This is a genomic window from Gordonia sesuvii, from assembly GCF_036350415.1.
Taxonomy (GTDB): Bacteria; Actinomycetota; Actinomycetes; order Mycobacteriales; family Mycobacteriaceae; genus Gordonia; species Gordonia sesuvii.
The window spans coordinates 633,547-657,226 of the sequence record NZ_JAZDUF010000003.1 but is presented as its reverse complement, the minus strand read 5'-3'; the positions used below and the strand labels follow the sequence as shown (position 1 = coordinate 657,226).

The following is a 23,680-nucleotide window of genomic DNA, read 5'->3' as shown; positions in this document are numbered from 1 at the left end:
ACATGCGGTGGGTGCTGAACTCGCCGGCCAGATAGGCCATCCGAATCTTGGGGTACTCCTGCAGGGATGCGCCGAGTGAGTACCATTCGCCGGCTTTGGTTTTGTTGATCCGTAATGCCAGGGAGATCTCGCCGACCGCGGTGTTGCGGGCGGTCTGGCCGAAGATCATGCGGTGGCGGCCGTCGGCGCCGAACAGTCGCTCGTTGTAGGCGCTTTCGCCGATGTGGTAGGCCATCAGCAAGGCGCGGGCTTCGGCTTGCCGACTCAACCGCAACGCATCCCGCGCGAACGCCCCCAATCCCTCAGCGCCGACCGACGACAACAGGTTGTCGTCGGCTGCGGGATCGGTGTAGGTGAACACGCAACGCCTTTCGTGAGTGGGAGGTGCTGTGCGGGAACGGGACTGATGTCAGAGTATCGGGTGGGTCTCACAATTTCGGCTATTGATCCGGAGCCTGTGGAAAACGGTGGGTCTGCGTTTTTCGATTACGTTCAGAGTATCGGTTGGGTGTGACAAGTTCGGTGGTGCAGTGGGTTTCGCTAGCTACGAGGTCTCGATACGTCCTCGCCTAGCGGCTCGGACTACTCGACCAGCGGTTGAAGTTGCGGCTCGGACTACTTGACCAACGAGTGGGGCGGTTCGGCGGGATCGGTATGGGTGAACACGCTAGGCCCTTCGTGTGGGGGAGGTGCTGTGCGGGAATGGGACTGGTATCAGAGTATCGGGTGGGTCTGACAAGTTTGGTAGGTCAGCGGCGGCTTGTGGATGCGTTGGGACTGCGCTCTTCGATTGCGTTCAGGATATCGGTGGGGTGTGACAAGAACTGTGGTGCAGTCGGATTGGTGGGTTCCGGAGGTCTCGATAACGTCCTCGCCTAGCGGCTCGGACTACTCGACCAGCGGACGGGGTGGCTCGGACTACTCGACCAACGGGTGGGGGCGCTCGGACTACTCGACCAGCGGATGGGCGCTCGAGGCGACGAGATCGGCTTGCACGACCAGGTTCTCGTCGGTCAGACCTGCCTCGTCGAGTCGACATGTGACGAGCAGGAGCCGACCGGGTATCTGTTCGCGAAGCTGTGGCGCACTCTGGATCTCGCCGTGGCGGCCGTAGGCCCTCACCGATGACACGCGATACGTGAGTACCCCTGTCCGGGTGGCCACAGTCACCGATTCACCGACCACGACGTCCTCGAGATCGTTGAACACGCCGTCACCGCCGGATACCGCGTGTCCTGCGATGAAAGTGGTTCCCGGAGAATCTGTTCCCGGTTGCGAGCGGCACGCCAGCCAGTAGGGGTCGGACAGGGTCGGCGGATCGATGGTCGGGCACACCGACTCGGGAAGTGCGCGGATCTGCTTGTCCAGGCCGATGGAGGCGATCATCAAGCGGGTCGGCTCCGACGCGGGCACGGCATCCTGCCGGTCGGCTGCCGGCAGGATGAGCGGTGTGGTGCTCGCGGGGATGTCGCCTGCCGGTTGCGCATCGGTGCACGCGGCGACGGCAAGGCACAACCCGGCAAGCAACGTCACTGCGGCACAACGGTAAGCCGTGGACCAGGACACTTCGCGCGCAGGCGGTCAGCCGCGACGAGCACGTCGTCGCCAGCCCACGCCGGCTCCGATCGCAACCGCGGCGGCCAACCCGAACCCGGCGAGCGCGACACCCGACGAGGTCTCGGCTCCCGGCGTGACGTCGGCTCCGGTGTGGAAGGTCAGCCCGTCGCGGTAGGCGAGGGGTTTGTACTCGCCCTGGTCGTCGGTGTAGCCGTACACGACATCGCCGCGGGTGCCGGAGGTGGTCGTGATCTCCTCGCCGCCGGGCCCCGACGTCGGGGGAGTGTGCCCCGGCGCGACCTGCGGGAGGTCGACCTTCGGGATCACGATCGAGCCGCCGCCCCCACCGCCGATGTTGATCTCGATCGTCGGCCACTGCGGGATCACGATCGGCGGGACGGCCGGAGCAGGTGCCGGCGCCTCCGGTGACTCGGTGGTCGGGACTTCCGGCGTGGTCTCGACCGGCGGCGGCGCCGGGGTCTCCGGCACCTCGGTCGTGGGTGTCTCCGGGACCGTGGTCTCCGGCGTTGTGGTCTCGGGCGCCGTGGTCTCGGGTGCGGTGGTCTCCGGAGTTGTGGGCTCGGGAGCCGGCACCTCGGTCGTCGGAACCTCGACGGGCGGAGTCTCCGTCGGGGGAGCGGGAGGCACAGTGGTCGGAATTTCAGGGGTTTCGGTGGCGCCGGGCTCGCAGTCCTCGTCCTTCACCGGAGGCTTCGGCTTCGGATGATGCCCGTCTCCCTTGCCCCCGTGACCCTTGTCCCCGTGGCCGCCGTGCCCCTTGTCCCCGTGGTCTTTGCCGCCCCCGTGGCCGCCCTTGCCACCGTGACCCTTGTCCCCGTGGTCCTTCCCACCCCCATGGCCATTGCCGCCATCGGAGCCCTTGCCCCCGCCGGCCCCTTTGTCCCCATGGCCTTTGTCCCCGCCGGAACCCTTGCCGCCGTGGCCCTTGTCCCCGCCGGCCCCTTTGTCCCCATGGCCTTTGTCCCCGCCGGAACCCTTGCCGCCGTGGCCCTTGTCCCCACCGGAACCCTTGTCCCCACCGGAACCCTTGTCCCCACCGTGCTTGCCGCCCGACTCCTTGCCACCCCCGGACTCCTTGCCGCCCTTCGACGAACTGCTCCCGGAATGCCCGCCCTGCGACGACGAACCGTCGCCCGCCACGGCAACCGCAGGCACCGCCAGCGAGATGGACAGCGCCGCAGCAGACGCGCAGACAGCGATGCGCAGACGCGCAGAATTCCCCGACCGAACCATTTGCACAACCCCCCGAACCGAACAAATGCGATGTAAGGGTTCTACTGGACAAATGTGTCCGCGGCGTAGCCCGGATCGGCTGCCGTGATCGACATCACGCCACCTGTCGTTCACTGAGAGCATCCTGAACGATTTTGGCCGCATCGCGGCCGTTTGGAACACTGGACCCCGTGACCCGATCCGCTGAAGCCGCCGCGAACTCCGCGGCGCTGTTCCGTCGAGCTGCCCAGGTCATCCCCGGAGGGGTCAACTCCCCGGTGCGGGCGTTCTCCGCGGTCGGCGGCGACCCGCGATTCATCGCGTCGGCGCAGGGCTGCCACCTCACCGACGTCGACGGCAACGACTACATCGATCTGGTCTGCTCCTGGGGCCCGATGATCCTCGGCCACGCCCACCCCGCCGTCGTCTCCGCGGTGCAGCAGGCGGCCGCCGGCGGCCTGTCGTTCGGCGCACCCACCGAGGCCGAGGTCGAACTGGCCGAGGAGATCATCGACCGCGTCGACCCCGTCCAACAGGTGCGACTGGTCAACTCGGGAACCGAGGCCACCATGTCGGCCATCCGGCTCGCCCGCGGCTACACCGGCCGTTCCAAGGTCATCAAGTTCGCCGGCTGCTACCACGGTCACGTCGACGCGCTGCTCGCCGACGCCGGGTCCGGAGTCGCCACCCTCGGCCTGCCCACCTCGCCGGGCGTGACCGGCGCCTCGGCCCACGACACCCTGGTGCTGCCGTACAACGACCTCAAGGCCGTGGCCAAGGCGTTCGAAGAACACGGCGACGACATCGCGGCCGTCATCACCGAGGCCGCTGCCGGCAACATGGGCGCCGTCGCCCCGCACGACGGCTTCAACGCCGGGCTGCGTGAGGTGACCCGACGACACGGCGCGCTGCTGATCATGGACGAGGTCATGACCGGATTCCGGGTCAGCCCGTCCGGGTGGTACGGCCTCGACGGCGTCGGCGGCGATCTCTACACCTTCGGCAAGGTCATGAGCGGTGGCCTGCCCGCCGCCGCGTTCGGCGGTCGCGCCGACGTGATGGAGCGCCTCGCCCCGACCGGCCCGGTCTATCAGGCGGGCACGCTGTCCGGGAACCCGGTCGCGGTCGCCGCCGGCCTGGCCACCCTGCGCGCCGCCGACGCAGCGGCCTACCGCACCCTCGACGACAACGCCGACCGTCTGTCCGCGCTGCTCACGGACGCCCTAAACAGCGCCGGCGTGGCTCACCGCGTGCAACGCGCCGGCAGCATGCTCAGCGTGTTCTTCACCGATTCGCCCGACCCGATCGTTGACTACGCAGGCGTCAAGGCGACCGAGACCTGGCGTTTCGCCCCGTTCTTCCATGCGTTGCTCGAGCGCGGCGTGTACGCACCGCCGAGCGCTTTCGAGGCCTGGTTTGTGTCCGCCGCGCTGGACGACGATGCTTTCTCACGTATAGCCGACGCACTGCCGGCCGCCGCCTCGGCGGCCGCCGCAGCTGTCAACCCAGCGGGGGAGCAGTAAGTGACCAACACGATCGTCCACATGATGCGGCATGGGGAAGTGCACAACCCCGAGGGCATCCTCTACGGCCGGCTGCCCGGCTTCCGACTCTCCGACACCGGTCGGGTCCAGGCGCACAAGGTCGCCGACACCCTCGCCGACCACGACATCGCCGCGGTCTTCGCGTCCCCGCTCCAGCGGGCGCAGGAGACGGCGACGCCGATCGCCGGCGGGCACGGCCTCGAGGTCGTCACCAACGACGAACTCATCGAGGCCGACAACGTCTTCGAAGGTCTCAAGGTCTCCGTCGGCGACGGCGCGCTCAGCAAGCCGCGCCACTGGCCCAAGATGCGCGACCCGTTCACCCCGTCGTGGGGTGAGCCCTACATCCAACTGGCCCACCGCATGCTGGCCGCCGCGAACAAGGCCCGCGACGCCGCCCGCGGCCACGAGGCCGTCTGCGTGAGTCACCAGTTGCCCGTCTACACCCTGCGACGCTTCCTGGAAGGGCAGCGGCTCTGGCACGACCCGCGTCGTCGGCAGTGCTCGCTGGCGTCGCTGACCAGCCTGATCTACGAGGACGACGCGCTCGTCGACATCATCTACTCCGAGCCCGCCGGCGCCTCGGACCCGTTGGCCACCGGGGCGTGACCGGGCCGGTGCGATAGGACGAGCGTGCGCAAGTTTTCCCTGCTGCTGACGATGTTGGCGGCCGTGATGGTGGTGACCAGCGGCTGCAGCACCGGCGACGACGCGGTCGCGCAGGGCGACACGTTCCAGTTCGTCTCACCCGGCGGGCAGATGGTCATCACCTACCCGCCGGAGCAGCGCAAGCAGATCGCCGAGCTGTCCGGGCCGGATCTCGTCACCGATGAACCCCTCTCGCTGAGTGACGAACGATTCCGCGACAAAGTCGTCGTCGTCAACGTGTGGGGATCGTGGTGCGGACCCTGTCGCGGCGAGGCCGACGACCTCGAGACCGTCTACGAGGAGACCAAGGATCTCGGTGTCGAGTTCCTCGGCATCGACCTGCGCGACGACCGGCAGAGCGCCCAGGACTTCGTCGCGGACCGCAACGTCGGCTACCCGTCGATCTACGACTTCGGCGGCCTCACCCTCGCCGCCCTCACCACCCCGACCTCGGTGGTGCCCACCACCGTCGTCCTCGACCGGCAGCACCGTCCGGCCACCGTGTTCCTCAAGGCGGTCACCGCCGAGGAACTCGACGCGGTGGTGCGGCGCGTCGCCGCCGAGGCCCCGGCGCAGGCCGCGCCATGATCGCCGCGCCGACCGCCCTCGCCCCCCAAGCCGCCATCGGCGAGACCTTCGCCACCACCGTCTCTTCCGGCCCGCTGCTGCTGGCGCTCGCCGCCTGCATGGTCGCCGGCCTGGTGTCGTTCGCGTCACCATGTGTGGTGCCGCTGGTGCCCGGCTACCTCTCGTACCTGGCCGGGCTGGTCGGGGCCGAGGCGCCGGCGGTCGCCGTGGGCGAACCCGCCAAACGCGGCGGCTCCCGGGTTGCGGTCGCCGCCGCCCTGTTCGTCCTCGGGTTCACCGTGGTCTTCGTCGCCGCCACCGCCACCGTCCTCGGCATCACCAGCACCTTCGTGGTGAATCGTGAACTGCTGCAACGCATCGGCGGTGTGGTGACCATCGTGATGGGTCTCGTGTTCATCGGCCTGGTGCCGGCGATGCAGCGCGAGTTCCGGTTCGCGCCGCGGCGCATGTCCAACATCGTGGGTGCGCCGCTGCTCGGCGCGGTGTTCGCGCTGGGCTGGACCCCCTGTCTCGGTCCCACCCTCGCCGCGGTGATCGCCACGGCCAGCGGCACCGAGGGCGCCACCGCCGCCAAGGGCGTCGCCCTGATCGTCGCCTACTGCGCCGGCCTCGGTATCCCGTTCGTGCTGCTCGCGTTCTCCTCCGCGTGGGCGCTGCGCAGCCTCGGCTGGCTGCGCGACCACGCCCGCGCCATCCAGGTGTTCGGCGGCATCATGCTGATCGCCGTCGGCGTCGCCCTGGTCACCGGAGCGTGGGACCAGTTCATCGTGTGGGTCCGGGACGCCTTCATCACCGACACGGAGCTACCGATATGACCGAGGTGACCACCGACTCCCGCGGCACCGTCGACGCGCCGGGGCCGCGCCGCCCGCATTGGGTGCGGCGCCGGGTGCTGTGGCCGGCGCGCAACCTGTGGCGCTCGCTCACCTCGATGCGCACCGCACTGATCCTGCTGTTCCTGCTGGCTCTCGCGGCGATCCCCGGCGCCCTGCTGCCGCAACGACCGCTCAACGAGCAGAAGACGCTGGAGTACATCGCCGACCGCGGATGGCTCGGCGAGTGGATGGACCGCCTGCAACTGTTCGACGTCTTCTCCAGCGGCTGGTTCACCGCAATCTATGTGCTGCTGTTCATCTCGCTCGTCGGCTGCCTGACGCCGCGGATGATCGAGCACTTCCACACCTTGCGCGCCAAACCGGTTGCCGCGCCGCGCAATCTGTCGCGCCTGCCGCGACACATCACGATCGAGGTGGACGGCGAACCCGAGGAGATCGCGGAGCGGATCTCGGGCAATCTGCGTGGATGGCGGCGAGTGATCTCGATACGCCCCTCCGCAGGCTCCGGGGCTACTCGATCGACGGGGGAACGCCCCTCCGCAAGCTCCGGGGCTACTCGATCGACGGGGGAGGCTTCCGCGGACGATTCCGTCATCGAGGTCTCCGCGGAGAAGGGATACCTGCGCGAGTTCGGCAACCTGGTGTTCCACTTCGCGCTGCTCGCGCTACTGGTGTCGATCGCGCTCGGCAAGCTCTACGGCTACGAGGGAACCCGCAGCCTCGTCGCCGACGGCGAACAGGGCCTGTGCAACACATCGACCGCCGTCTACGACTCCTTCCGCGCCGGGAACCTGGTCGACGGCACCGACCTGTCGCCGTTCTGCATCCGGATCGACGACTTCGAGGCGACCTTCCTGCCCAACGGTCAGCCCGACATGTACACCGCGCAGGTTCGCTACGCCGAGGGCACCCCGTCGGCCGACGCGTCGACCTGGCCGACCTCGACCGTTCGGGTCAACGAACCGCTGCGCGTCGCCGGCGACCGCGTCTACGTGCTCGGCAACGGCTTCGCTCCCACCTTCACGGTGACCTTCCCCAACGGGGAGTCGCGCACCCAGACGGTGCCGTTCGTCCCGGACGAACTGCAGACGATGATGTCGTCGGGCGCGGCCCGCTTCGACACACCGGCCGGCCTGTACCCGAACGCCGACGAACGGCGCAGTCACCAGATCGCGGTGGAAGGGCTGTTCGCACCGACAGCGAACTTCCACGGCACGCTGCTGACGTCGTCGTCGCCGGAGCCGAACGACCCGCACGTGGCGATCCGCATCTACGAGGGCGACACCGGACTCGACACCGGCATGCCGCAGAACGTGTATGCGCTGGACCAGTCGCTCGTCGACCAGGGCCGGCTGCAGCAACGCGCGCAGGTCAACCTGGGGCAGGGCGAGTCGCACCAGCTCGACGACGGCACCTCGGTGCGGTTCGACGGCTACCAGCGTTGGGTGTCCGTGCAGGTGTCCCACGATCCCGCGCAGATCTGGGTGCTGGTGAGCTCGATCGTGATGCTCGGCGGGCTGCTGGTGTCGTTGCTCATCCGACGCCGTCGCATCTGGGCTCGGGTCGTGCCGGTGACGAGCGCGGTTTCCGACAACACAGCCAAACGACGTACTGTAGTAGAAATCGCCGGTCTGGCGCGCACCGATCAGGCGGGCTGGGGTGAAGGATTCGAGGATCAGGCACGCCGCCTGGTGATCGACCCCGCCGACCCCGACGCCACGCGCACGCCGAGGCGGACCCGGCGCCTCTAGCGCCGGCAACACGAGAGGACGGGTGCCATGAACACGGGCTCGATGCAGGTAGACGAAACGCTCGCGCGCTATTCGGACCTGCTGTTCGGCACCGCGATCACCGTCTACGTGCTCGCGATGATCCTGTTCCTCGCGGCGCTGGCCGGATCACGCGGCCGCAAACTGGCATCGGCGCAACTCGTGGGTGCCGGATCGGCTCCGGTCGCGGTCGACGACCGCGCGCCCGGCCGCGTCGACGGACCCAAGCCCCGCCGCCGCGGCGGTGAACGCATGGCCGCCATGGCCTACCCGGTGGTCTTCGTCGGTCTCGCCGCCCACATCGCGTCCATCGTGCTGCGTGGCCTGGCCACCGACCGCGCGCCGTGGGGCAACATGTACGAGTTCATCTCGCTGACCTGCGCGGCCGGTGTCGTCGCGGGGCTCGTCGTGCTGCGCAAGCCGGAGAACCGGCCGCTGCTGTCGTTCGTGCTGCTGCCGACCGCGCTGCTCATGTTCATCGGGGGCCGGTGGCTCTACACCCAGGCCGCCCCGGTGGTGCCGGCCCTGAAGTCGTACTGGCTGGCCATCCACGTCTCGATCATCTCGATCTCGTCGGGCGTGCTGCTGGTGTCCGGCGTCGCGAGCATCCTCTACATCGTCAAGCTGCGCTGGGGAAAGCTGCCATCCGACGACGACGCCGACGATGCCACGACAGGCCGCGGTATCACTGCCGGTCTCCGACGCATCGTCGACCGCATCCCGACTGCCGACGCCCTCGACCGCCTCGCCTACAAGTGCGTGGTCTTCGGATTCCCGCTGTTCGGTCTCGGCGTCATCTGCGGTGCCATCTGGGCGGAAGCCGCGTGGGGCCGGTTCTGGGGCTGGGACCCCAAGGAGACGGTGTCGTTCATCGCGTGGGTGATCTACGCGGCGTATCTGCATGCCCGGGCCACGGCGGGTTGGCGCAACAACTCGGCGGCCTGGATCAACATCGCCGGATTCGTGGCGATGCTGTTCAACCTGTTCATCATCAACCTGGTGGTGTCCGGGCTGCACTCGTACGCCGGACTGTAGATAGCGCGGGCCTGTAGCGGGGAACTGTAGATCCCGGGCCGGTCAGGCGGAGTTCTGGCCCTCCTCGGGCAGCGGACCGGTGTTGCCCTGGGCCTGTGCCTGACCCTTGACCACCTTGAGTAGTTCGATCAGGACGTCGATGGTGTCCGGGCAGATCGCCCGCACATCGATGCCCGAGAGGTGGGTTCCGGTGGTGGCGAGCATCTCGACGTAGTCGCGCTGTTGCCGGACCCGCTCGAGGTCTTCGTCCGGGTTGGCCAGGAAGTATGTGACGCTGACCTCGAATGCCCGCGCGATCGCCTCGACGGTGCGGAACGACGGAGTGCGGGCCTTCCCGGTGCGCAGCTGGGAGATGTAGGCGTCCGACAACGAGTAGCCCAGGGCATTTGCGCGTTCGGCGATCTTCTTCCCGGTGTAGGGGAGGCCGTTCTCGTCACGGGAATGCTCGAACAGATATCCGAGCTTCTCTGCGAAGCTCGGATCATCGTCCTGCGCCGTGGACCGGCGCGAATCTCCGGTTGTCACTGTCGACCATTCCCCGAGGAAGCGTTGATCTCCGTGCACCTTCCGCCAGTCGCAGATTCAGCCGAACTGCGTAATTGACAAGAGGTTACCCTACCTCGGGGTAGGGTTCGCGCCGTCAGATCGCGTCGGTGCCGATCAGGCGTCCTCGCCCTCGGAACCGTTGGTGCCACGGGTCCGGCGGTCGAGGTCACGTAGGAAGTCGGGATCGTCGTCGGGGCCGACCGGACCACTCGGTTTCGTCGGTCGACGCGGCGGCTGACCGCCACCCTCCTCCGACTCTCCGAGTTGGGGGCCGAACGCACGCCACAACAGAAAAGCAATCGCTGCAATGCCGATCAAGGCAAACAGAAACGTCATGGCAACCTCCCGTAAACCAGCGTACGTGAGGTTCCCGCGGCGCGGGTAAATCCCCGCTCAGTGGGTACGGCGGTTCAGCAGTTCGACGACGTCGGCCTCGCGGAAACGTCGGTGTCCGCCCGGGGTCCGGATGGATCCGAGGAGGCCGGAGCTGGCCCAGCGGGCGACAGTCTTCGGGTTGACGTTGAACATGGCCGCCACCTGACCGGGGGTCAGGGTGTGCTGGCTCGCGATGCCGGGGGTGATGATTCCGGCGGTGTCGGTGATCGTCACGGTGTTCCTCTCATCTCCGCCTGCAAGAATGGGCGATCTGGGGGATTCCCTACATGGATACACGCCGCAGTGCCGGGTACTCGAACGGTCAGCAATTGGTAAAGAGAGTGCAAAACCGGCATTCGGCCCTCGATTGGGGCGACCCTTCGTGACGCCCGCTCGTTCCTCGCGGGCTCCTCAGGGATCGGTTGGTGACGCCCGCTCGTTCCTCGCGGGCTCCTCAGGGATCGGTTGGTGAAGCCCGCTCGCCCCACGCGCCGATCGCCGTCAAGGGGGTCGGTTCCCCGCCGGATATGCCCAGTACCCTGGTCATCGGTGACAGGAAAGAAGGGTCATTCGTGACAGGACAGAACAGCTCGCAGCCTCAGAACCAAGTTGGGCAGAACGCGTCGGGGTCGGCCGGCGGGGTGGCGTTGTGGCTGGCGCTCTACACACTCGCGCGTCTCGCGCTCGTCGTGGTGGTCGCGGCGCTGATCATGGGCATCGGGGCACTCGCAGGCGTCGAGGTGCCGCTGCTGGTGGCCGCCGTGTTCGGCGTGCTGATCGCGCTGCCGCTCGGATTGGTCCTGTTCAAGAAGATCCGACTGCGGGTGAACGGCCAGATCGCGGCCGTCGACTCCGCGCGGCAGAAGCGTCACGACGATCTGCAGTCGCGTCTGCGCGGAAAATCGGACTGAGCCCGGGTGAAGCCGACCAGAGTCGTCGACCATCGCGCCGATCGGGGCTGGTCGGAGAACGCGGTCCGGCTGATCGAGGCCGACGGCCGTCGTAGCGCCGACACCCACCTGCATCGCGTCGCCCTGCCGGAGTGGTCGCGCTGGATCGATGGCGACGGCCGCGACACCGGCGTCGAGCTGTACCTCAAGGACGAGAGCACCCATCCGACCGGTTCGCTCAAGCATCGCCTGGCCCGTTCGCTGTTCCTCTATGCGATCTGCAACGGGTGGGTCACCGAGGGCACCACGGTCATCGAGGCGTCGTCGGGTTCCACCGCGGTCAGCGAGGCGTACTTCGCGAACCTCATCGGCGTCCCGTTCATCGCGGTGATGACCGCCAACACCTCGCCGTCCAAGACTGCGCTGATCGAACGCGAGGGCGGCCGATGCCACTTCGTGGAACGCGCCGGCGACGTGTACGCCGAGGCGCTGCGTCTCGAGGCCGAGCTCGGTGGACATTTCATCGACCAGTTCACGATGGCCGAACGGGCCACGGACTGGCGCGGCAACAACAACATCGCCGAGTCGATCTTCGCGCAGATGGCCGAGGAGGACCATCCGATCCCGACCTGGATCGTGGTGGGCGCCGGCACGGGCGGCACGTCGGCGACCCTGGGCCGCTACGTACGGTATCGGCGTCACCCCACCTGGCTGGCCGTGGTGGACCCGGAGAACTCGGTGTTCCTGCCCGCCTACGACACCGCGAACGGGGCGATGACGTCGGAGGTCGGGTCCCGCATCGAGGGCATCGGCCGACCGCGGGTGGAGCCGTCGTTCGTCTCGCAGGTCATCGACCGCATGATCGGCGTCCCCGACGACGCGTCCATCGCGACGGCCCGCGTGATCAGCGAACGCCTCGGGCGGCGCGTCGGCGCATCCACCGGCACCAACCTGTGGGGTGCGTTGCAGATCGTCGCGGAGATGGCCGCGCAACGTCGCCCGGGCAGCATCGTCACCCTGCTGTGTGACTCCGGTGACCGCTACACCAACACCTACTTCGACGACGATTGGCTCGCGGAGCACGGATTCCACCCCGCCGAGGCGACCGCGGTGCTCTATGAGTTCTTCGCCACCGGCCGCTGGACCGCTACCACTTACTAATGTCCGCGCCGCGTGACCGCGAGCATCACCGCACAGCACCGTCGACTGGATAATCCAGTCGGGCACGCGCTGTGGTGATGTGCACGGTCACCCGGACCGCGATCAGCGCCGGTCGTGCTCGGCGAATGCGAGCGCGGCGTCACCGCCGTAGCAACTGCCGTCCACGTGGTCGCCCTCGCAGATCTCCAGGGTGACGGTGGCGGCCTTGCCGAAGCGGATCGCGAACGCCCGGGCGCCGGCGGCCGACGGAACCACGGTGTCGCCGGTCGAGTAGAAGAACAGCATCCGCCGCTGCTCGTACACGGCCGCCTTCGACGACAACGGGTCTGCGCTCTGCGGCACCGGCCCGTCCCAGGCGTCGACGATGAAGTCGACACCGCGCAGCGTCGGTGGCAGACCGGTCAGCGGTGACACCCCGACGAGGCCGACGATCCCGGCGAACTCGGGCTCGGCGTAGAGCCGCAGCGCCGGCAGCACCCCCATCGACTCGCCCGCGAACAGCATTCGACGCGTGCCGTATTCGGCGCGGGCCCGGTTGATCAGCCGCCGATAGTCCGTCATCGCGGCCTCGTTGCCGAACGAGTTGCCGCCGGCGGACGCCGACACCACCACCCACCCGTCGCGCAGGAGCGGTTCGGCGAAATGTCGGTGTTTCGGATTGTGGCCGAATTCGGTTCCGTCGGAGTCCATCCCGTGGAACCAGACGACGATGCCTGCCGGATCGGCGTTGTCCTCGCGGTAGGCGCGCATGTCCGGGCCGAGGTCGTCGGTGACGATCCCGGCGCCGGGATCCTCGGCCGGCGGTGGGCTGCCGCAGCCCGCCACGACGACCGCCAGAACGGCCAGCGCGCAGAAGAAGAAGCGGTGCAGGTGTTCTCGCATCAGCCGTACATCCTCACCCAGTCCACCGACATCTCGGCGGGCAGTGCCGAATCGCCGACCGGACCCGGCCATTCGCCGCCGGCGGCGACGTTGAGCACGACGAAGAACGGGTCGTCCATCACCCACACCGAGCGCGGCGGGATGTCGTCGGGCGTCAGTTCCATCACGGTGGTGCCGTCGAGGCCGATCTGGATGAGTCCGGGCTCCCGGTACACCCAATAGGTGTGGTACTCGCCCGGCGTGCCGGTCACGGCCTCCGGCAGCCGTCGCTGCACCTTCCACGGCACCTTGACCGACAGGTCGGTGCGCGGACCGATGGCACCGACCGAGTTGTCGCGCACCGAGTTCACGTGTTCGTAGATGTCGATCTCACCCGATTCCGGATACCCGACCACCTCGAGGCTCGACCCGAGCATCCAGATGGCCGGATGGATGCCCTGGCCCTCCGGCATCCGGGCCCGCACCGCGAGCAAACCGTTCGACGTGTCCAGCTTGCCGAGCGTGTCGATCCGCGCCGAGGTCACGTCGTCGCCGTCCTGGCGGGCCACGATCCGCAGGTTGCCCTCGCCGTCGAGGGACACGTTGTCCGGTGAGTCGGTGTAGGTCTGCTTCTCGTCGTTGCCCCACCCGCCGTCGCCGGTGCGGATGTTCCACATCCGTTGACTCGGCAAAGTGCCGGCAGCCCCGGTGAAGTCGTCGGAGGCGACCAGGCCGAGGTCGGTCTGCAGGGCCACCAGATCGTTCGACTGCAGCTTGCCGCTGGCCGCGGCGTCGATCCCGGCGGCCACCAGCAGAGCGGTGACGGCCACCGACCCGACGGCGACCCAGATCGGTACGGGACGTGCGCCGTTCGGTGCCCGGAACAGGTTGCGGAGGTAGCGCCCGACGGCGTGTACCGGGCGTCGGATGAATCGTGGGGTCACGGGACTTCTCCCAGGTCGAGGGCTGCAGGCGAGTCGAGGATCGCCACCGGATCGGCGGTCGCGAGGTGCAGCGCCCGCCGGATGGTCTCCGGCTCGTGGTAGCGGGCGTCGAAGGACGCCGAGATGTCGTAGCGGTCCCGCATCTTGGGGGTGAGCAGGGCGATACCACGTGCACCGACCGGGTCACTGACGGCAGCGAAGCGGTGGGCGTCGAACCCGCCGACCCAGTGGCCGTCCGGCATGGCGTCCAGGCCGAGCAGATGGCTGAACGACAACGTCGCCGACGACTCGGCGACCGGCTCGACATGCTGCTCGTCCGGTCGTCCCAGGCGTCGTCGGGTCGAGGCTGCGAGTTCGCCCGCCGAGATCGCCAGCATGGCGGCCAACGGACGGCCCGACGCCATCGCCGACGACAACTCGCGCTGCAGCGCAGCAGGATCGTACGGGCCGGAGAACGGAAGATTCAGTCCCACTGCCGCATTCCCCAGGTAGCGCGCCAATGACCGGTCGTAGCGTCCGGCGTCGACGACCACGTGCACCGTGGGCGCCAGATCCACACCGGCGGCGGCGAACCCGCGGGTCAGCACGCACATCAGCAGCACCGCCATCGAGCAGCCGGGCGTATTGGCATCGCGCCACTTCTGCAACTCGGCGCGTCGGGCACCGTCCAGATACCCGGTCACGGTGCTCGGCAACGCCGTCGACCGCATGTCACTGGTCGGGCCGGACGGTGCCTCGGCGCCGCCCGCGACCGCCGGCACCTTGTGCCGTCCCTCCGCGAACAGCTCACCCACGCTGCGTGGACGCCCGACGACGTGCCGACCCAGCGCCCGCAGCAGATGCGGAGGCTGCGCCGGCGTCGCCGCCCAGTCGGGCGTCGGTCGAGATGCGCACTGCGACAGATACACCCAGAGCCGCACCACCAGGCCACCACCGAAGACGGCGTGTGGCAGATCGGTGATCAGGTGATCGCCGGCGACGTACACGCGCAGACCGTCGGGGGTCGGCGTGGTGCGGCGCAACAGGATCAGCTTGTCCGCGAGGTCGAGATGCTCGGTGCCCGGGAAGTCGTCGGACCAGCTGCGGACCGACTCGCCGAGCAGTTGCGGGTCGTGTCGCCACCGCCGCCCGCCGGGGCTCTGATCCCGATGCACACCGAGCCGGTTTCCTGCCGACACCGTCGCCAGGCGCACGAACTCGTCGGCGATCTCGTGGCGTGACGGCAGCGTCAACGGACCCATGCCGACGACGACCCGCGCGTCACCCGCGGCGCGGTCCAGCAGGGTCGGCCTCACCCCCGCCCACATCACCATGGTTCGTCCTCGGTCGGCACGTGCTCGTAGCGGAAGATGATCGTGTCCGCATCGGAGTGGTCACGGCGCCAGTTGGATTCGGAATCGAGACGGGCGATCAGCGAGTCGATCGCGCCGGTGCGGAAGTATCCGAAGTAGTCGCTGTACACCGACATCTGGCGCGGCAGGATCAGATAGAAGCCGCCGCCGGCGAATCGGCCGAGGTTGTCGAGGAACTCGATGTCCTCGTCGGTCGGGAAGCCGCGGGAGAGCGAGTTCTTCAGGAACACCAGCGGGCGGTCGTAGCCCGGATTCGCCTCAGCGATCCGCACGTAGTCGCCGCTCGGACGCTCCGGCCAGCCCGCCGGCGCCATCCGCACCATGACCGTGGACGGTTCGGCCTCGGCCAGCATCTCGCGGCTCAGCGCCACTTGCGATTTGGTGATGACGTTGTACGACCAGCCGCTGTAGTAGCCGTGGAACGCGCCGACCGCGACGATGCCGATCAGGCCGGTCGCCACCGTGGTCCGCAGTCGCGGGCGCCGTATCGAGGGTGCCGGGTCGGCGCGATCGGGCAGGATCTGCGCGAGTGCGGCACCGACCAGGATGCTGCAGCCGACCAGCGAGTACAGGAACACGCGGAAGATGGCCTCGCCGCCGTAGCTCTGTCCGGCGAGCAACAGGATCGGCGAGAACGCGACCACCGGCAGTGCCCAGTCGGCCCGCCCGCGTCGCCACAGGTACACGAAAGCGAGTGCGGCGCCCAACCACACGGCGAACGCGACACCGCGGTCGACGGCCTCGGTGAACGAGCGCGCCGCCGAGTCGCCGGTGGCGCCACCGATGTTGGTGCGGGCGTTGTCGAGTGGGTTGGAGCCGGTGAACAGGCCGTACTTCATGACCGACGACAGCCGCGGCAGGATGTAGGCCAGCCACACGCCGCCGCACGCCGCGATCAACCAGATCGGCCGTACCCGGTTGAGCAGGGTCAACAGTCCGCCGCAGCCGAGGACCCACACCGGTGTCAGCTGGTGGCTCACCGCGATCACCCCCACCAGGGGGATCGCGAAGTAGGCCGCGGCGGTCTGGGTTCGGGATCCGGCGAACAGGGCGATGACGGTCACCGCCAGCAGCAGTGCGACCGACTGCGGCGCGAAGTAGTCCTGACCCACCCAGTTGACGAGTTCGGCGCACATCACCGCAATCAGGCCCGCCCGCACTGACAGGCCCAGGGCGCGTGCGAGACCCCAGATCGCTGCGGCCAGCAGGATGTGCATGACGGGCGCGAACCAGTGCGCGACGTCGACCGGGTCGATGCCGCTCGCCGCGCTGAACCAGGCTGCGCCGGCGAAGAAGCCGGGCCAGCGGGTGTAGATGTCGACGAACGACGGCGGCAGCGAACCGGTGTCGCCGACGAAGTCGACGAGACCGATGTGCTTGTAGGTCCACGCGTAGATCGGCACCTCGGTCAGCAGAGACACGGGGAACCGGATGATGACGATCGCGGCGCCGATCGCCGACGCCGCGCCGACGGTGTCGTCGGAGATCACGCACCACATGAACACGATGACCGTGCCGACCAATGCGGTGGCCATCACCGCCCCGCCCGGGGTGAACAGCAACCCGAACAGACCCGCGTCGGCCCCCGATGCCAACACGAGTCCGACGAGCCACAACACCATCAGGGTCGACAGTGTCCGCATCCTTCGCAATGCCGAGATCCTGCGTAGTCGTCGCCCGAGTTGCAGGTGGGACATCCGATGCCGCAGGTCGTCTCGCGTCTCGTCGACACCGAACCGGCGGATGCCGAGCACACCCGAGACGAGGCAGACCGTCGCCAGCGTGACGGTCACCGCGGCCGGAGAATAGCTGCTCAGCCACAGCAACGACGTCGTCAACCCGATCGGAGCGGCGATGCCCACCGTGGGATACAGCGCCATGCGCAGGTGCGTCGGCAGGCGCAGCGGCCAGGCGACCGCAGCCCCGAGACCGCCGATCATCATGGGTGCCAACAAGATCAGCCGGATCAGCGCCGGCAGCGGGATGAGCGACACGAAAGCCGCCACACCGGACGCCGCGGCAACCGCGGGTCCGAGCGGAATGGGTGCACGGAGTCCGATTGGCTCCGTAGGTGCATCGACGGAGCCGGCGGGGATCACTGCGACGATGACGGGCCTCCTTGCGCGTCGACCGCGGCGACCACCGGCATCCGGGGTGCGAACGACCGGAACGGTGCAGCCTTGCGGCCCTGCGCACGTGCCGTCAGCAGCGCCCGCGGCCCGGCCAGCAGACCGGAGATCTCCTCGCGCCCGGCACCGGACACGGTGTCGTTGCTGGTGGCGCGTGCCCTCGCTGCGCCGGTGCCGGACACGGGTGCGGCGCCTGCCGGCCGTTCGTCGGCCCCGGCCGACCGTGCCCCGACCGACGTCAACAGGTGCCGCAACGCAATGCCGGACCGCGACAACGCCAGTGGCGCCAGCCGGCGATCCAACGCGACCTTGGTGAGCCATGCCCCGAGCCCCAGTCCGTATCCGTGGGCCTGGGACAGCAGTGCCGCGTCGTCCTCCCGATGCTGGTGCCAGGTGATGGCATCCGGATCGAAGACGAGCGTGTGGCCGCCGACCAGGGTGCGAACGAACCAGTCGATGTCCTCGCCGCCCCGAGTGGGTGACCCGGCGCCGAGCGCTTCGTCGAAGCCGCCGAGTTCGAATGCGGCGGTGCGTCGGACGGCGAAGTTGGCGCCGGTGCCGTAGTCGGCGACACGGAACGGGAACAGCGCACCGTGCTCGTCGCGGTCGCTCAGCCGATACGCGCGACGGGCCAGGCTCGACGACCATCCGACGCGCTGCTCGAACACCACCTGCGACGTGGTCCGCAGCTGCGCAGCGGGAACCAGACCGGTGACACACCCGACGGCGGGATCGGTGAACGACCGTGTGAGGCAGCTCAACCAGTGCCGGTCCACCACCACGTCGTCGTCGGTGAACGCGACGACGTCGTAACGGGCCGCCTCGAGACCACGGTTACGGGCCGCGGCCAGTCCGGGCACCGATGCGTGGATCACCCGCACGCGCGGGTCGTGGTGGGTGTCCACGTAGCGCCAGGTGTCCAGCGACGACGCGGCGTTGTCGACGATTACCACCTCGAACAGCGGATGGTCCATTGCCAGAAGCGAATCGACCACGCGGGCGACCTCGGGTGTGCGGTCGCGAGTGCAGACCACCACCGAGACGGGCAGGGCGGCAGATGCAGACGTGGCCGGCACCGCTGTCGTCGCAACGGGCAACCGCGACGCCTCCCGTCTCACCTCACGGCCGAGGACGGCGCCGGCCTCCACCCCGACATCGACGAAGCCGCGCACCGACATCCCGTCGCGGACCAATAGCCGTGCGCGGGCGTACCCCTCGCCGCCCCGCAGGCTCACCTCGTCGGCGAGTCGATCTCCGATCTGGATCTCGCCGACCCAGCGGGCGCCCGGGTCGAGTGGGCCGGCATCCTCGGCGGCCAGGATCGGGGACAGTTCGGTGATTTCCTCATTCCCGGTGCTCCGGGTGTCCTCGTCATGTGCGTGCATCGTGTGCGTCCCCTGTCTGGCGTGTGCGGTGGTGCTCGGAGGTCGGATCGGGCGGTGCCGTCTGCAGCCAGTCGGCGGCGCGGCGGGTCAGTTCGGTGCGGTGGTTGCGGCTGATCGCCGCGAGCCGCGACCGCGCGGTGGGATCGGTCATCCGCAGGGAGAGGGCGCTGACGACGGCTTCGGCGGTGACGTCGGTGAAGTCGGCGACGCAGTCGGCGAGACCCGCCGACGCCATCACGCCGGCCGACTTGGTGGAGAAGTAGCCGATCGCGAATGTCGGTGTGCCCGAGAGCAGTGCGAGGACCGCCGCGTGCAGACGCACCGCGATCATGGCACTGGCGGCGCCGTACAGGGCGGCGAGTTCCTCGGGGCCGAGGTCGTCGTCGACGTACTGTGCCGATACTCCGGCCCGGGTCAGCGCCTCGGTGAGTGTGCGGGATATCGGCCGGTCGTCTTCGATGTCGGTGGGACCCAGGGTGTGGGCCACCACCAGCACGTGATCGATGAGTCCGCCGTCGCGCAACATCTGTGCGGCAGTCACCAGTTCGTCGCGGACCCGCCTGTCCGCGTCGCCCCCGAGCGACGGGTGGGCACGCATCGCGATCACCGCCGTTCGCGCTGGCGAGGCGGGAAGTTCGTCGATGATGGCCGAGACACGTTCGGAAACAACGGGTTCGATCGCGTAAGCCATGTCCGGTGCGAGCTCCGCCCGCCGCAGACCGAGGTGGGTCGCGACATCGAGCGATGCGGGATCCCGGACGACGGTCGCCGACGCCGACGACAGCATCCGCCGCGCCATCGCGGCGGTCCGGCGCCGGGCCCGCGGGAACGGGCCGAGGGTGTGTCCGAGCAGGACGGTGGGGATGCTCATCATCTGCGCGGTCCGGAGGCCGGCGGTGAGTGTGAACAGCCGCGCCATGCTCACCAACGGGTTCACCGACGCGTCGCTGTACAGGTTGGACCCGCCGACCCCGACGACGAGGTCGGCGTCGGCGAACAGCGACGCGAAGCCGGCCAGAGGACGGCCGGCCGCCATCGAGGCCGCCGACGGCGTCAACCGCGCCAACCAGATCGGGACGTCGACCAGTGGTGTGGCCGTGCGCTTTCCGCGGAGCTCGGTGGGTACCGGCATCGGCAGAATCTGGGCTTCGGGATGCGCACGTGCGACGTGTCGGCTGCCGATCGCGGTGGGCCCGGCACCTTCGGTGAGGCCGACGACGGTGACGTCGGCGTCGGGCCGACTCTGCTCCACCAGCCGGAGAACGCCGGTGGTGATCGCCGAGTCGCCCTTGTTGTCGTCGTGCCAGGCGTTGACCAATACGACCCGCGTCATCGGATCACCTCCACGTCTGGTGCTCCGGCCGCGGATGCGGGCTGGGCGCGGCGTCGTATCCACAGTCCCCAGCAGCCGACCGCGCCGAGCAGTGCCGATCCGATCGCGAGCCCCCCGGCGGCGCCGATTGCGCCCCACCGGGCAGTGAGGACCATCAGGATCGGCAGCGACAGTGCGCTCATGGTGAGGTTGGCGATCAGGAGTGTTCGGGTCGCCAGGGTGGCACGTAGCACCGCCGCCCATGTCACGAAACCGACCCGGGCGGCAGATCCGACGCACAGCAGCGCCAGAGTGACCCACAGGGTGGCATGGTCGTAGTCCTGCCCGAAGAACCCGAACAGCACCGGCGCCACCGCGACCAGCAGCACGGTGCCGACCACCAGCACGGCGGCTTGTGTGAGCCACCAGATCCGGGTGATGGTCGCCGCCGGGTCTGTCGCGGTGGGAAGGTGTTTGGTCAGGGCGGTGGCGGCGCCGATGGAGACGTAGTCCAGGCCCTGCGAGATGGGGAGCATCAGCGCGAGCATGGCGCCCTGCACCGGTCCGGCGAGCCAGGTCACCAGGAACGGAGCGCCGAGCAGCGGGCCCATGGAGATCAGGCTTGCCGTCACGTCGCGCAGGGTGAAGCCGATCAACTGACGCCGGTCGTGGTCGCGGACGAAATCGTCGTCGGGGACCTCCCGGTCCATCGCTCGCCGGATGAGGAACGCGGCGGCCGCACAGGTCAGGATCGCGGCGGCCAACGTCGCGGCCACCGCGGTATCGGGCACGGTGCACAGCAACAGCAGCGGCACCAGGCCGATCTTGACGATCGCGCCGGCCATGTTGAGCAGCGGGAGGTGGCGGGCCACCGACAGGGCGGTCAACACGGTGTCCTTGAATGCGAAGAACGCCATGATGATCGAGCCCAGTGCGACCGCGGCGAGGACGGCCACTGACGATTCTCGTTGGTCGATGGTGACCGCGCCGAGTGCGCCGGAGACCGTACCCGCCAGCGCGGCGCCGATCAGCACGACCACCGTCGCCTGTCGGAGCAGTCGCCCGCGCGAGGGCGCCGGGGTGGAGGGGATCATCGCTGTCATCGCGTTGCCGGCGCCGGACGCGGCGACCGTGCCCGCCATCGTCATCAGCGACAGCAACGCGGTCTGCACACCCAGTTCGTGAGGAGGGATGAGCCGGGCGACGACGGTCCAGAACGCGATCCCGGTCACCGCGGTCAGGACAGAGGTGGTGATCAGTGCCGCGGAGTCGACCGCGATCGACCCGGACATGATGGCGCGCAGTCGTCGGGCATTCGGATGTCCCAGTGAACGTCGCTGTCGCAGTGGGGTACTCACGACGCCGCCGCGACCGGTGACGACGTCGGGGACCAGCACACCTCGCGTAACAACTCCGCGTTCGCGGCGGCCTGATCGTCGAGCCGGTGCCGGTCGAGCACATGGGAACGTGCCTGCTCGCCGAGTTGTCGCCGCAGGCACTCGGACCCGAACACCCGCCGGCCCGCGTCGAGGAGTCCGGCGACATCACGCGGCGCGACGACGTAACCGGTCTCGCCGTGGCGAACCGCCTCCCGCACCCCGGCAGCCTCATAGGCCACCACCGGGACGCCGGCGGCCTGGGCCTCGATCACCCCGAGCGGCATGCCCTCGATGAGCCCGGTGTGCACGTACAGGTCGCTCGCCCCCAGCAGTCGGGGGATGTCGTCGCGTGCACCGAGGAAGCGCATCCGGCCGGGCGGCAGCGCGACCGCGAGGTCCCGGACGTGTTGTTCGTAGTCGCGGTACACAGAGGTCGTGCCCGCCACCAGCACCGTGACCGAGTCGTCGAGTCCGGCGGCGAACTCCACGAGATCCTCGATGTGCTTGCTGGGGTCGATGCGAGTGGCCGCCAGCGCGATCCGTCGGTCGTCGTCGATGCCGAGTTCACGTCGCACCGTGTGCCGTAACCGTTCGTCGGACGGTGCGAACACCGCGGTGTCGACACCGTTGGGAATCACGGTGACCCGCTCGCGCACAGTGGCACCAACGGTTTCGGCGACCGATCCGCTGACCGCGATCGTGTGCCCGGCGGCCCGCACGGCCAGGTCCCGAAGTCGTCGCCCGACACCGGGCATCGACGTCTCGTGGAGGGTGAGGACCGTCGGCAGCCGCCACATGCGCGCCGCCACAGCGGCATCGAGGTGAGTCCAATGCGAGTTCGCGAGCACCAGATCGTAGCGCCCCCGCACCGCTGTCTGCGCGATGAGGCGCGGAACCGCGACCGACCGACTCATCTCGGTGACGAGTCGCCCTGCGCTGATGCGTGTTTCGTCGCGGATCGACCGCGACACCGGCAGGGCCAGCGGGATGACCGGCAGACCTCGCGAACGCCAGTGCTCGTACTGCTCGAGTTCCGGCGGGCAGGCCAGGGTCAGTTCGACGCCGTGTTCGGCCAGAAGCGGTCGGAGGCGCAGCAGGTACTGCTGGGCGCCCCACAGGCCGGGTCCCTGGTCGAGGACCAGGACCCGTAGGGTGGTGTGCTTCCGGGCGGGCAGCGCCGTGGTCGTGAACGCCACGGACGTGTACTCCCTCGTAGTGGTGGGTCAGCTCGCAGACGCACGCAGATCGGCTGCGGCGAGACCGCGGCCCATCGGTGTGTGGATGACGTCGACGCTGCCGTCGGATGTCCGCGCGCGTGCCGCGCGCTCATCGAAAATTGTTCGGAGAACGCGTATCCCGTCGGTGACGGCGTTGAGGTTGCTCTCGCCGTGGATGCGGTCACGCTCATAGCTGGCCACCTCGACGATGCGCAGACCGGCCTGGGCGACGCGGATGTTCATCAACGTCTCCACCTCGAATCCGTCACCCCATTGAGCCTCCGCGAGAGCCGGACTCGGCAGGCCGATCGACGGCAGACAGTGACGCCAGAACGCGTTGTAGCCGTAGCAGAGGTCGGTGAACCGGGCGTCGTAGAGTCGATTGACGATGCCGTTGAGACCCAGGTTCCCGAGGCGTCGCAGCCGGGTGATGTCGGAGCTTCCACCGCGATAGGTGAACCGTGACCCCTTCGCGAAATCAGCCCCATCACAGAGTGATTGGACGAAGCTCGGGATCTCTCCGGCATCGGTGGAGCCGTCGGCGTCGATCATCACGATGATCTGACCGCGGGCGGCGGCGAATCCGCACGCGAGCGCGTTGCCCTTGCCCTTGCGGGTCTGGGTGATGATGCGCGCGTTCGGCCAGAGCGACCGGGCCACGTCGATGGTGTCATCGGTCGAGTGGCCGTCGACGACGATGATCTCGGCGATTCCGTCGGGCATACGACGCGCGACGTGCGGGAGGTTCTTGGCCTCGTTCCGCGTAGGAATCACCACGGTGACATCAGGATGTTGAATCCGCATTCTCATTTCCCCCGAAAAATGAATGACGGTGATTGGGTGCGGGACGGTTTCTTCGTCCCGTGAGTAATCGTGGACCCATTGCCGGTCCTGCGCAACAGGCCGACGATGGCCTGCG

General features: G+C 68.7%; 22 protein-coding genes and 1 pseudogene. 8 read left to right on the top strand and 15 right to left on the bottom strand.

Going from position 1 to position 23,680, the window contains the following annotated elements; genetic code table 11:
• From VZC37_RS13805 to VZC37_RS13795, 3 genes and pseudogenes are all read right to left on the bottom strand, one after another.
• Positions 1-361, bottom strand: a pseudogene (locus VZC37_RS13805) (HNH endonuclease signature motif containing protein); the annotation flags it as partial.
• A gap of 587 nt (positions 362-948) precedes the next feature.
• A complete protein-coding gene (locus tag VZC37_RS13800; protein WP_330433117.1) occupies positions 949-1,533 on the bottom strand; it encodes a class F sortase in 585 nt (194 codons plus the stop codon).
• 48 nt (positions 1,534-1,581) lie between these two features.
• Positions 1,582-2,811 carry a hypothetical protein gene (locus VZC37_RS13795; protein WP_330433116.1) on the bottom strand — a complete coding sequence of 410 codons (1,230 nt, stop codon included), beginning with the start codon at positions 2,809-2,811 and terminating at the stop codon, positions 1,582-1,584.
• Between the two features lie 170 nt (positions 2,812-2,981).
• On the opposite strand from VZC37_RS13795, the gene hemL reads away from it, so the two are divergent.
• Genes hemL through ccsB form a run of 6 tightly spaced genes read left to right on the top strand, consistent with a single transcriptional unit; the run spans position 2,982 to position 9,210 of the window.
• Complete coding sequence (hemL, locus tag VZC37_RS13790) at positions 2,982-4,313, top strand: glutamate-1-semialdehyde 2,1-aminomutase (protein ID WP_330433115.1); 1,332 nt, start codon at positions 2,982-2,984, stop codon at positions 4,311-4,313.
• Between the two features lie 21 nt (positions 4,314-4,334).
• Positions 4,335-4,943 carry a histidine phosphatase family protein gene (locus VZC37_RS13785; protein WP_330433161.1) on the top strand — a complete coding sequence of 203 codons (609 nt, stop codon included), beginning with the start codon at positions 4,335-4,337 and terminating at the stop codon, positions 4,941-4,943.
• 24 nt (positions 4,944-4,967) lie between these two features.
• On the top strand, positions 4,968-5,570 hold the full coding sequence (locus VZC37_RS13780) for a TlpA disulfide reductase family protein (protein ID WP_330433114.1): 603 nt from the start codon (positions 4,968-4,970) through the stop codon (positions 5,568-5,570).
• Positions 5,567-6,385, top strand: coding sequence for a cytochrome c biogenesis CcdA family protein (locus tag VZC37_RS13775; protein WP_330433113.1), 819 nt, complete (start codon positions 5,567-5,569; stop codon positions 6,383-6,385). The genes VZC37_RS13780 and VZC37_RS13775 overlap by 4 nt, the downstream gene beginning before the upstream one ends.
• The gene (gene resB / locus VZC37_RS13770) at positions 6,382-8,157 is read left to right on the top strand and encodes a cytochrome c biogenesis protein ResB (RefSeq protein ID WP_330433112.1); all 1,776 of its coding nucleotides are present in this window, start codon (positions 6,382-6,384) and stop codon (positions 8,155-8,157) included. Before VZC37_RS13775 ends, resB begins: the two co-directional genes overlap by 4 nt.
• A 27-nt stretch (positions 8,158-8,184) precedes the next feature.
• Entirely contained in the window at positions 8,185-9,210 is a 1,026-nt protein-coding gene (ccsB, locus tag VZC37_RS13765) for a c-type cytochrome biogenesis protein CcsB (protein ID WP_330433111.1), read from the top strand.
• A 42-nt stretch (positions 9,211-9,252) separates the two neighbouring features.
• On the opposite strand, the gene VZC37_RS13760 is transcribed toward ccsB, so the two are convergent.
• From VZC37_RS13760 to VZC37_RS13750, 3 genes are all read right to left on the bottom strand, one after another.
• Positions 9,253-9,735 carry a helix-turn-helix domain-containing protein gene (locus tag VZC37_RS13760; RefSeq protein WP_330433110.1) on the bottom strand — a complete coding sequence of 161 codons (483 nt, stop codon included), beginning with the start codon at positions 9,733-9,735 and terminating at the stop codon, positions 9,253-9,255.
• 135 nt (positions 9,736-9,870) lie between these two features.
• Positions 9,871-10,092 (bottom strand): hypothetical protein, encoded by a 222-nt coding sequence (locus VZC37_RS13755; RefSeq protein ID WP_330433109.1) that lies wholly within the window; start codon positions 10,090-10,092, stop codon positions 9,871-9,873.
• A 57-nt stretch (positions 10,093-10,149) separates the two neighbouring features.
• Complete coding sequence (locus VZC37_RS13750; protein WP_330433108.1) at positions 10,150-10,365, bottom strand: BldC family transcriptional regulator; 216 nt, start codon at positions 10,363-10,365, stop codon at positions 10,150-10,152.
• Between the two features lie 338 nt (positions 10,366-10,703).
• On the opposite strand from VZC37_RS13750, the gene VZC37_RS13745 reads away from it, so the two are divergent.
• On the top strand, positions 10,704-11,042 hold the full coding sequence (locus VZC37_RS13745) for a DUF4229 domain-containing protein (RefSeq protein WP_431309401.1): 339 nt from the start codon (positions 10,704-10,706) through the stop codon (positions 11,040-11,042).
• A 6-nt stretch (positions 11,043-11,048) separates the two neighbouring features.
• The gene (gene cds1, locus VZC37_RS13740; RefSeq protein ID WP_330433107.1) at positions 11,049-12,182 is read left to right on the top strand and encodes an L-cysteine desulfhydrase Cds1; all 1,134 of its coding nucleotides are present in this window, start codon (positions 11,049-11,051) and stop codon (positions 12,180-12,182) included.
• Positions 12,183-12,284: 102 nt separating this feature from the next.
• Here cds1 and VZC37_RS13735 read toward each other — a convergent pair whose 3' ends face one another.
• From VZC37_RS13735 to VZC37_RS13695, 9 genes are all read right to left on the bottom strand, one after another.
• Positions 12,285-13,064, bottom strand: coding sequence for an alpha/beta hydrolase (locus VZC37_RS13735; RefSeq protein WP_330433106.1), 780 nt, complete (start codon positions 13,062-13,064; stop codon positions 12,285-12,287).
• Positions 13,064-13,987 (bottom strand): glycoside hydrolase family 16 protein, encoded by a 924-nt coding sequence (locus tag VZC37_RS13730; RefSeq protein ID WP_330433105.1) that lies wholly within the window; start codon positions 13,985-13,987, stop codon positions 13,064-13,066. The genes VZC37_RS13735 and VZC37_RS13730 overlap by 1 nt, the downstream gene beginning before the upstream one ends.
• The gene (locus tag VZC37_RS13725) at positions 13,984-15,300 is read right to left on the bottom strand and encodes a hypothetical protein (protein ID WP_330433104.1); all 1,317 of its coding nucleotides are present in this window, start codon (positions 15,298-15,300) and stop codon (positions 13,984-13,986) included. Before VZC37_RS13725 ends, VZC37_RS13730 begins: the two co-directional genes overlap by 4 nt.
• Complete coding sequence (locus tag VZC37_RS13720; RefSeq protein WP_330433103.1) at positions 15,294-17,333, bottom strand: hypothetical protein; 2,040 nt, start codon at positions 17,331-17,333, stop codon at positions 15,294-15,296. The genes VZC37_RS13725 and VZC37_RS13720 overlap by 7 nt, the downstream gene beginning before the upstream one ends.
• A 101-nt stretch (positions 17,334-17,434) precedes the next feature.
• Entirely contained in the window at positions 17,435-18,853 is a 1,419-nt protein-coding gene (locus tag VZC37_RS13715; protein WP_330433102.1) for a glycosyltransferase family 2 protein, read from the bottom strand.
• The gene (locus VZC37_RS13710) at positions 18,840-20,186 is read right to left on the bottom strand and encodes a polysaccharide pyruvyl transferase family protein (RefSeq protein WP_330433101.1); all 1,347 of its coding nucleotides are present in this window, start codon (positions 20,184-20,186) and stop codon (positions 18,840-18,842) included. Before VZC37_RS13710 ends, VZC37_RS13715 begins: the two co-directional genes overlap by 14 nt.
• Entirely contained in the window at positions 20,183-21,523 is a 1,341-nt protein-coding gene (locus VZC37_RS13705) for a lipopolysaccharide biosynthesis protein (protein ID WP_330433100.1), read from the bottom strand. The genes VZC37_RS13710 and VZC37_RS13705 overlap by 4 nt, the downstream gene beginning before the upstream one ends.
• The gene (locus VZC37_RS13700) at positions 21,520-22,740 is read right to left on the bottom strand and encodes a glycosyltransferase family 4 protein (protein WP_330433099.1); all 1,221 of its coding nucleotides are present in this window, start codon (positions 22,738-22,740) and stop codon (positions 21,520-21,522) included. Before VZC37_RS13700 ends, VZC37_RS13705 begins: the two co-directional genes overlap by 4 nt.
• 27 nt (positions 22,741-22,767) lie before the next feature.
• On the bottom strand, positions 22,768-23,565 hold the full coding sequence (locus VZC37_RS13695; protein ID WP_330433098.1) for a glycosyltransferase family 2 protein: 798 nt from the start codon (positions 23,563-23,565) through the stop codon (positions 22,768-22,770).
• Positions 23,566-23,680: the final 115 nt, after the last annotated feature.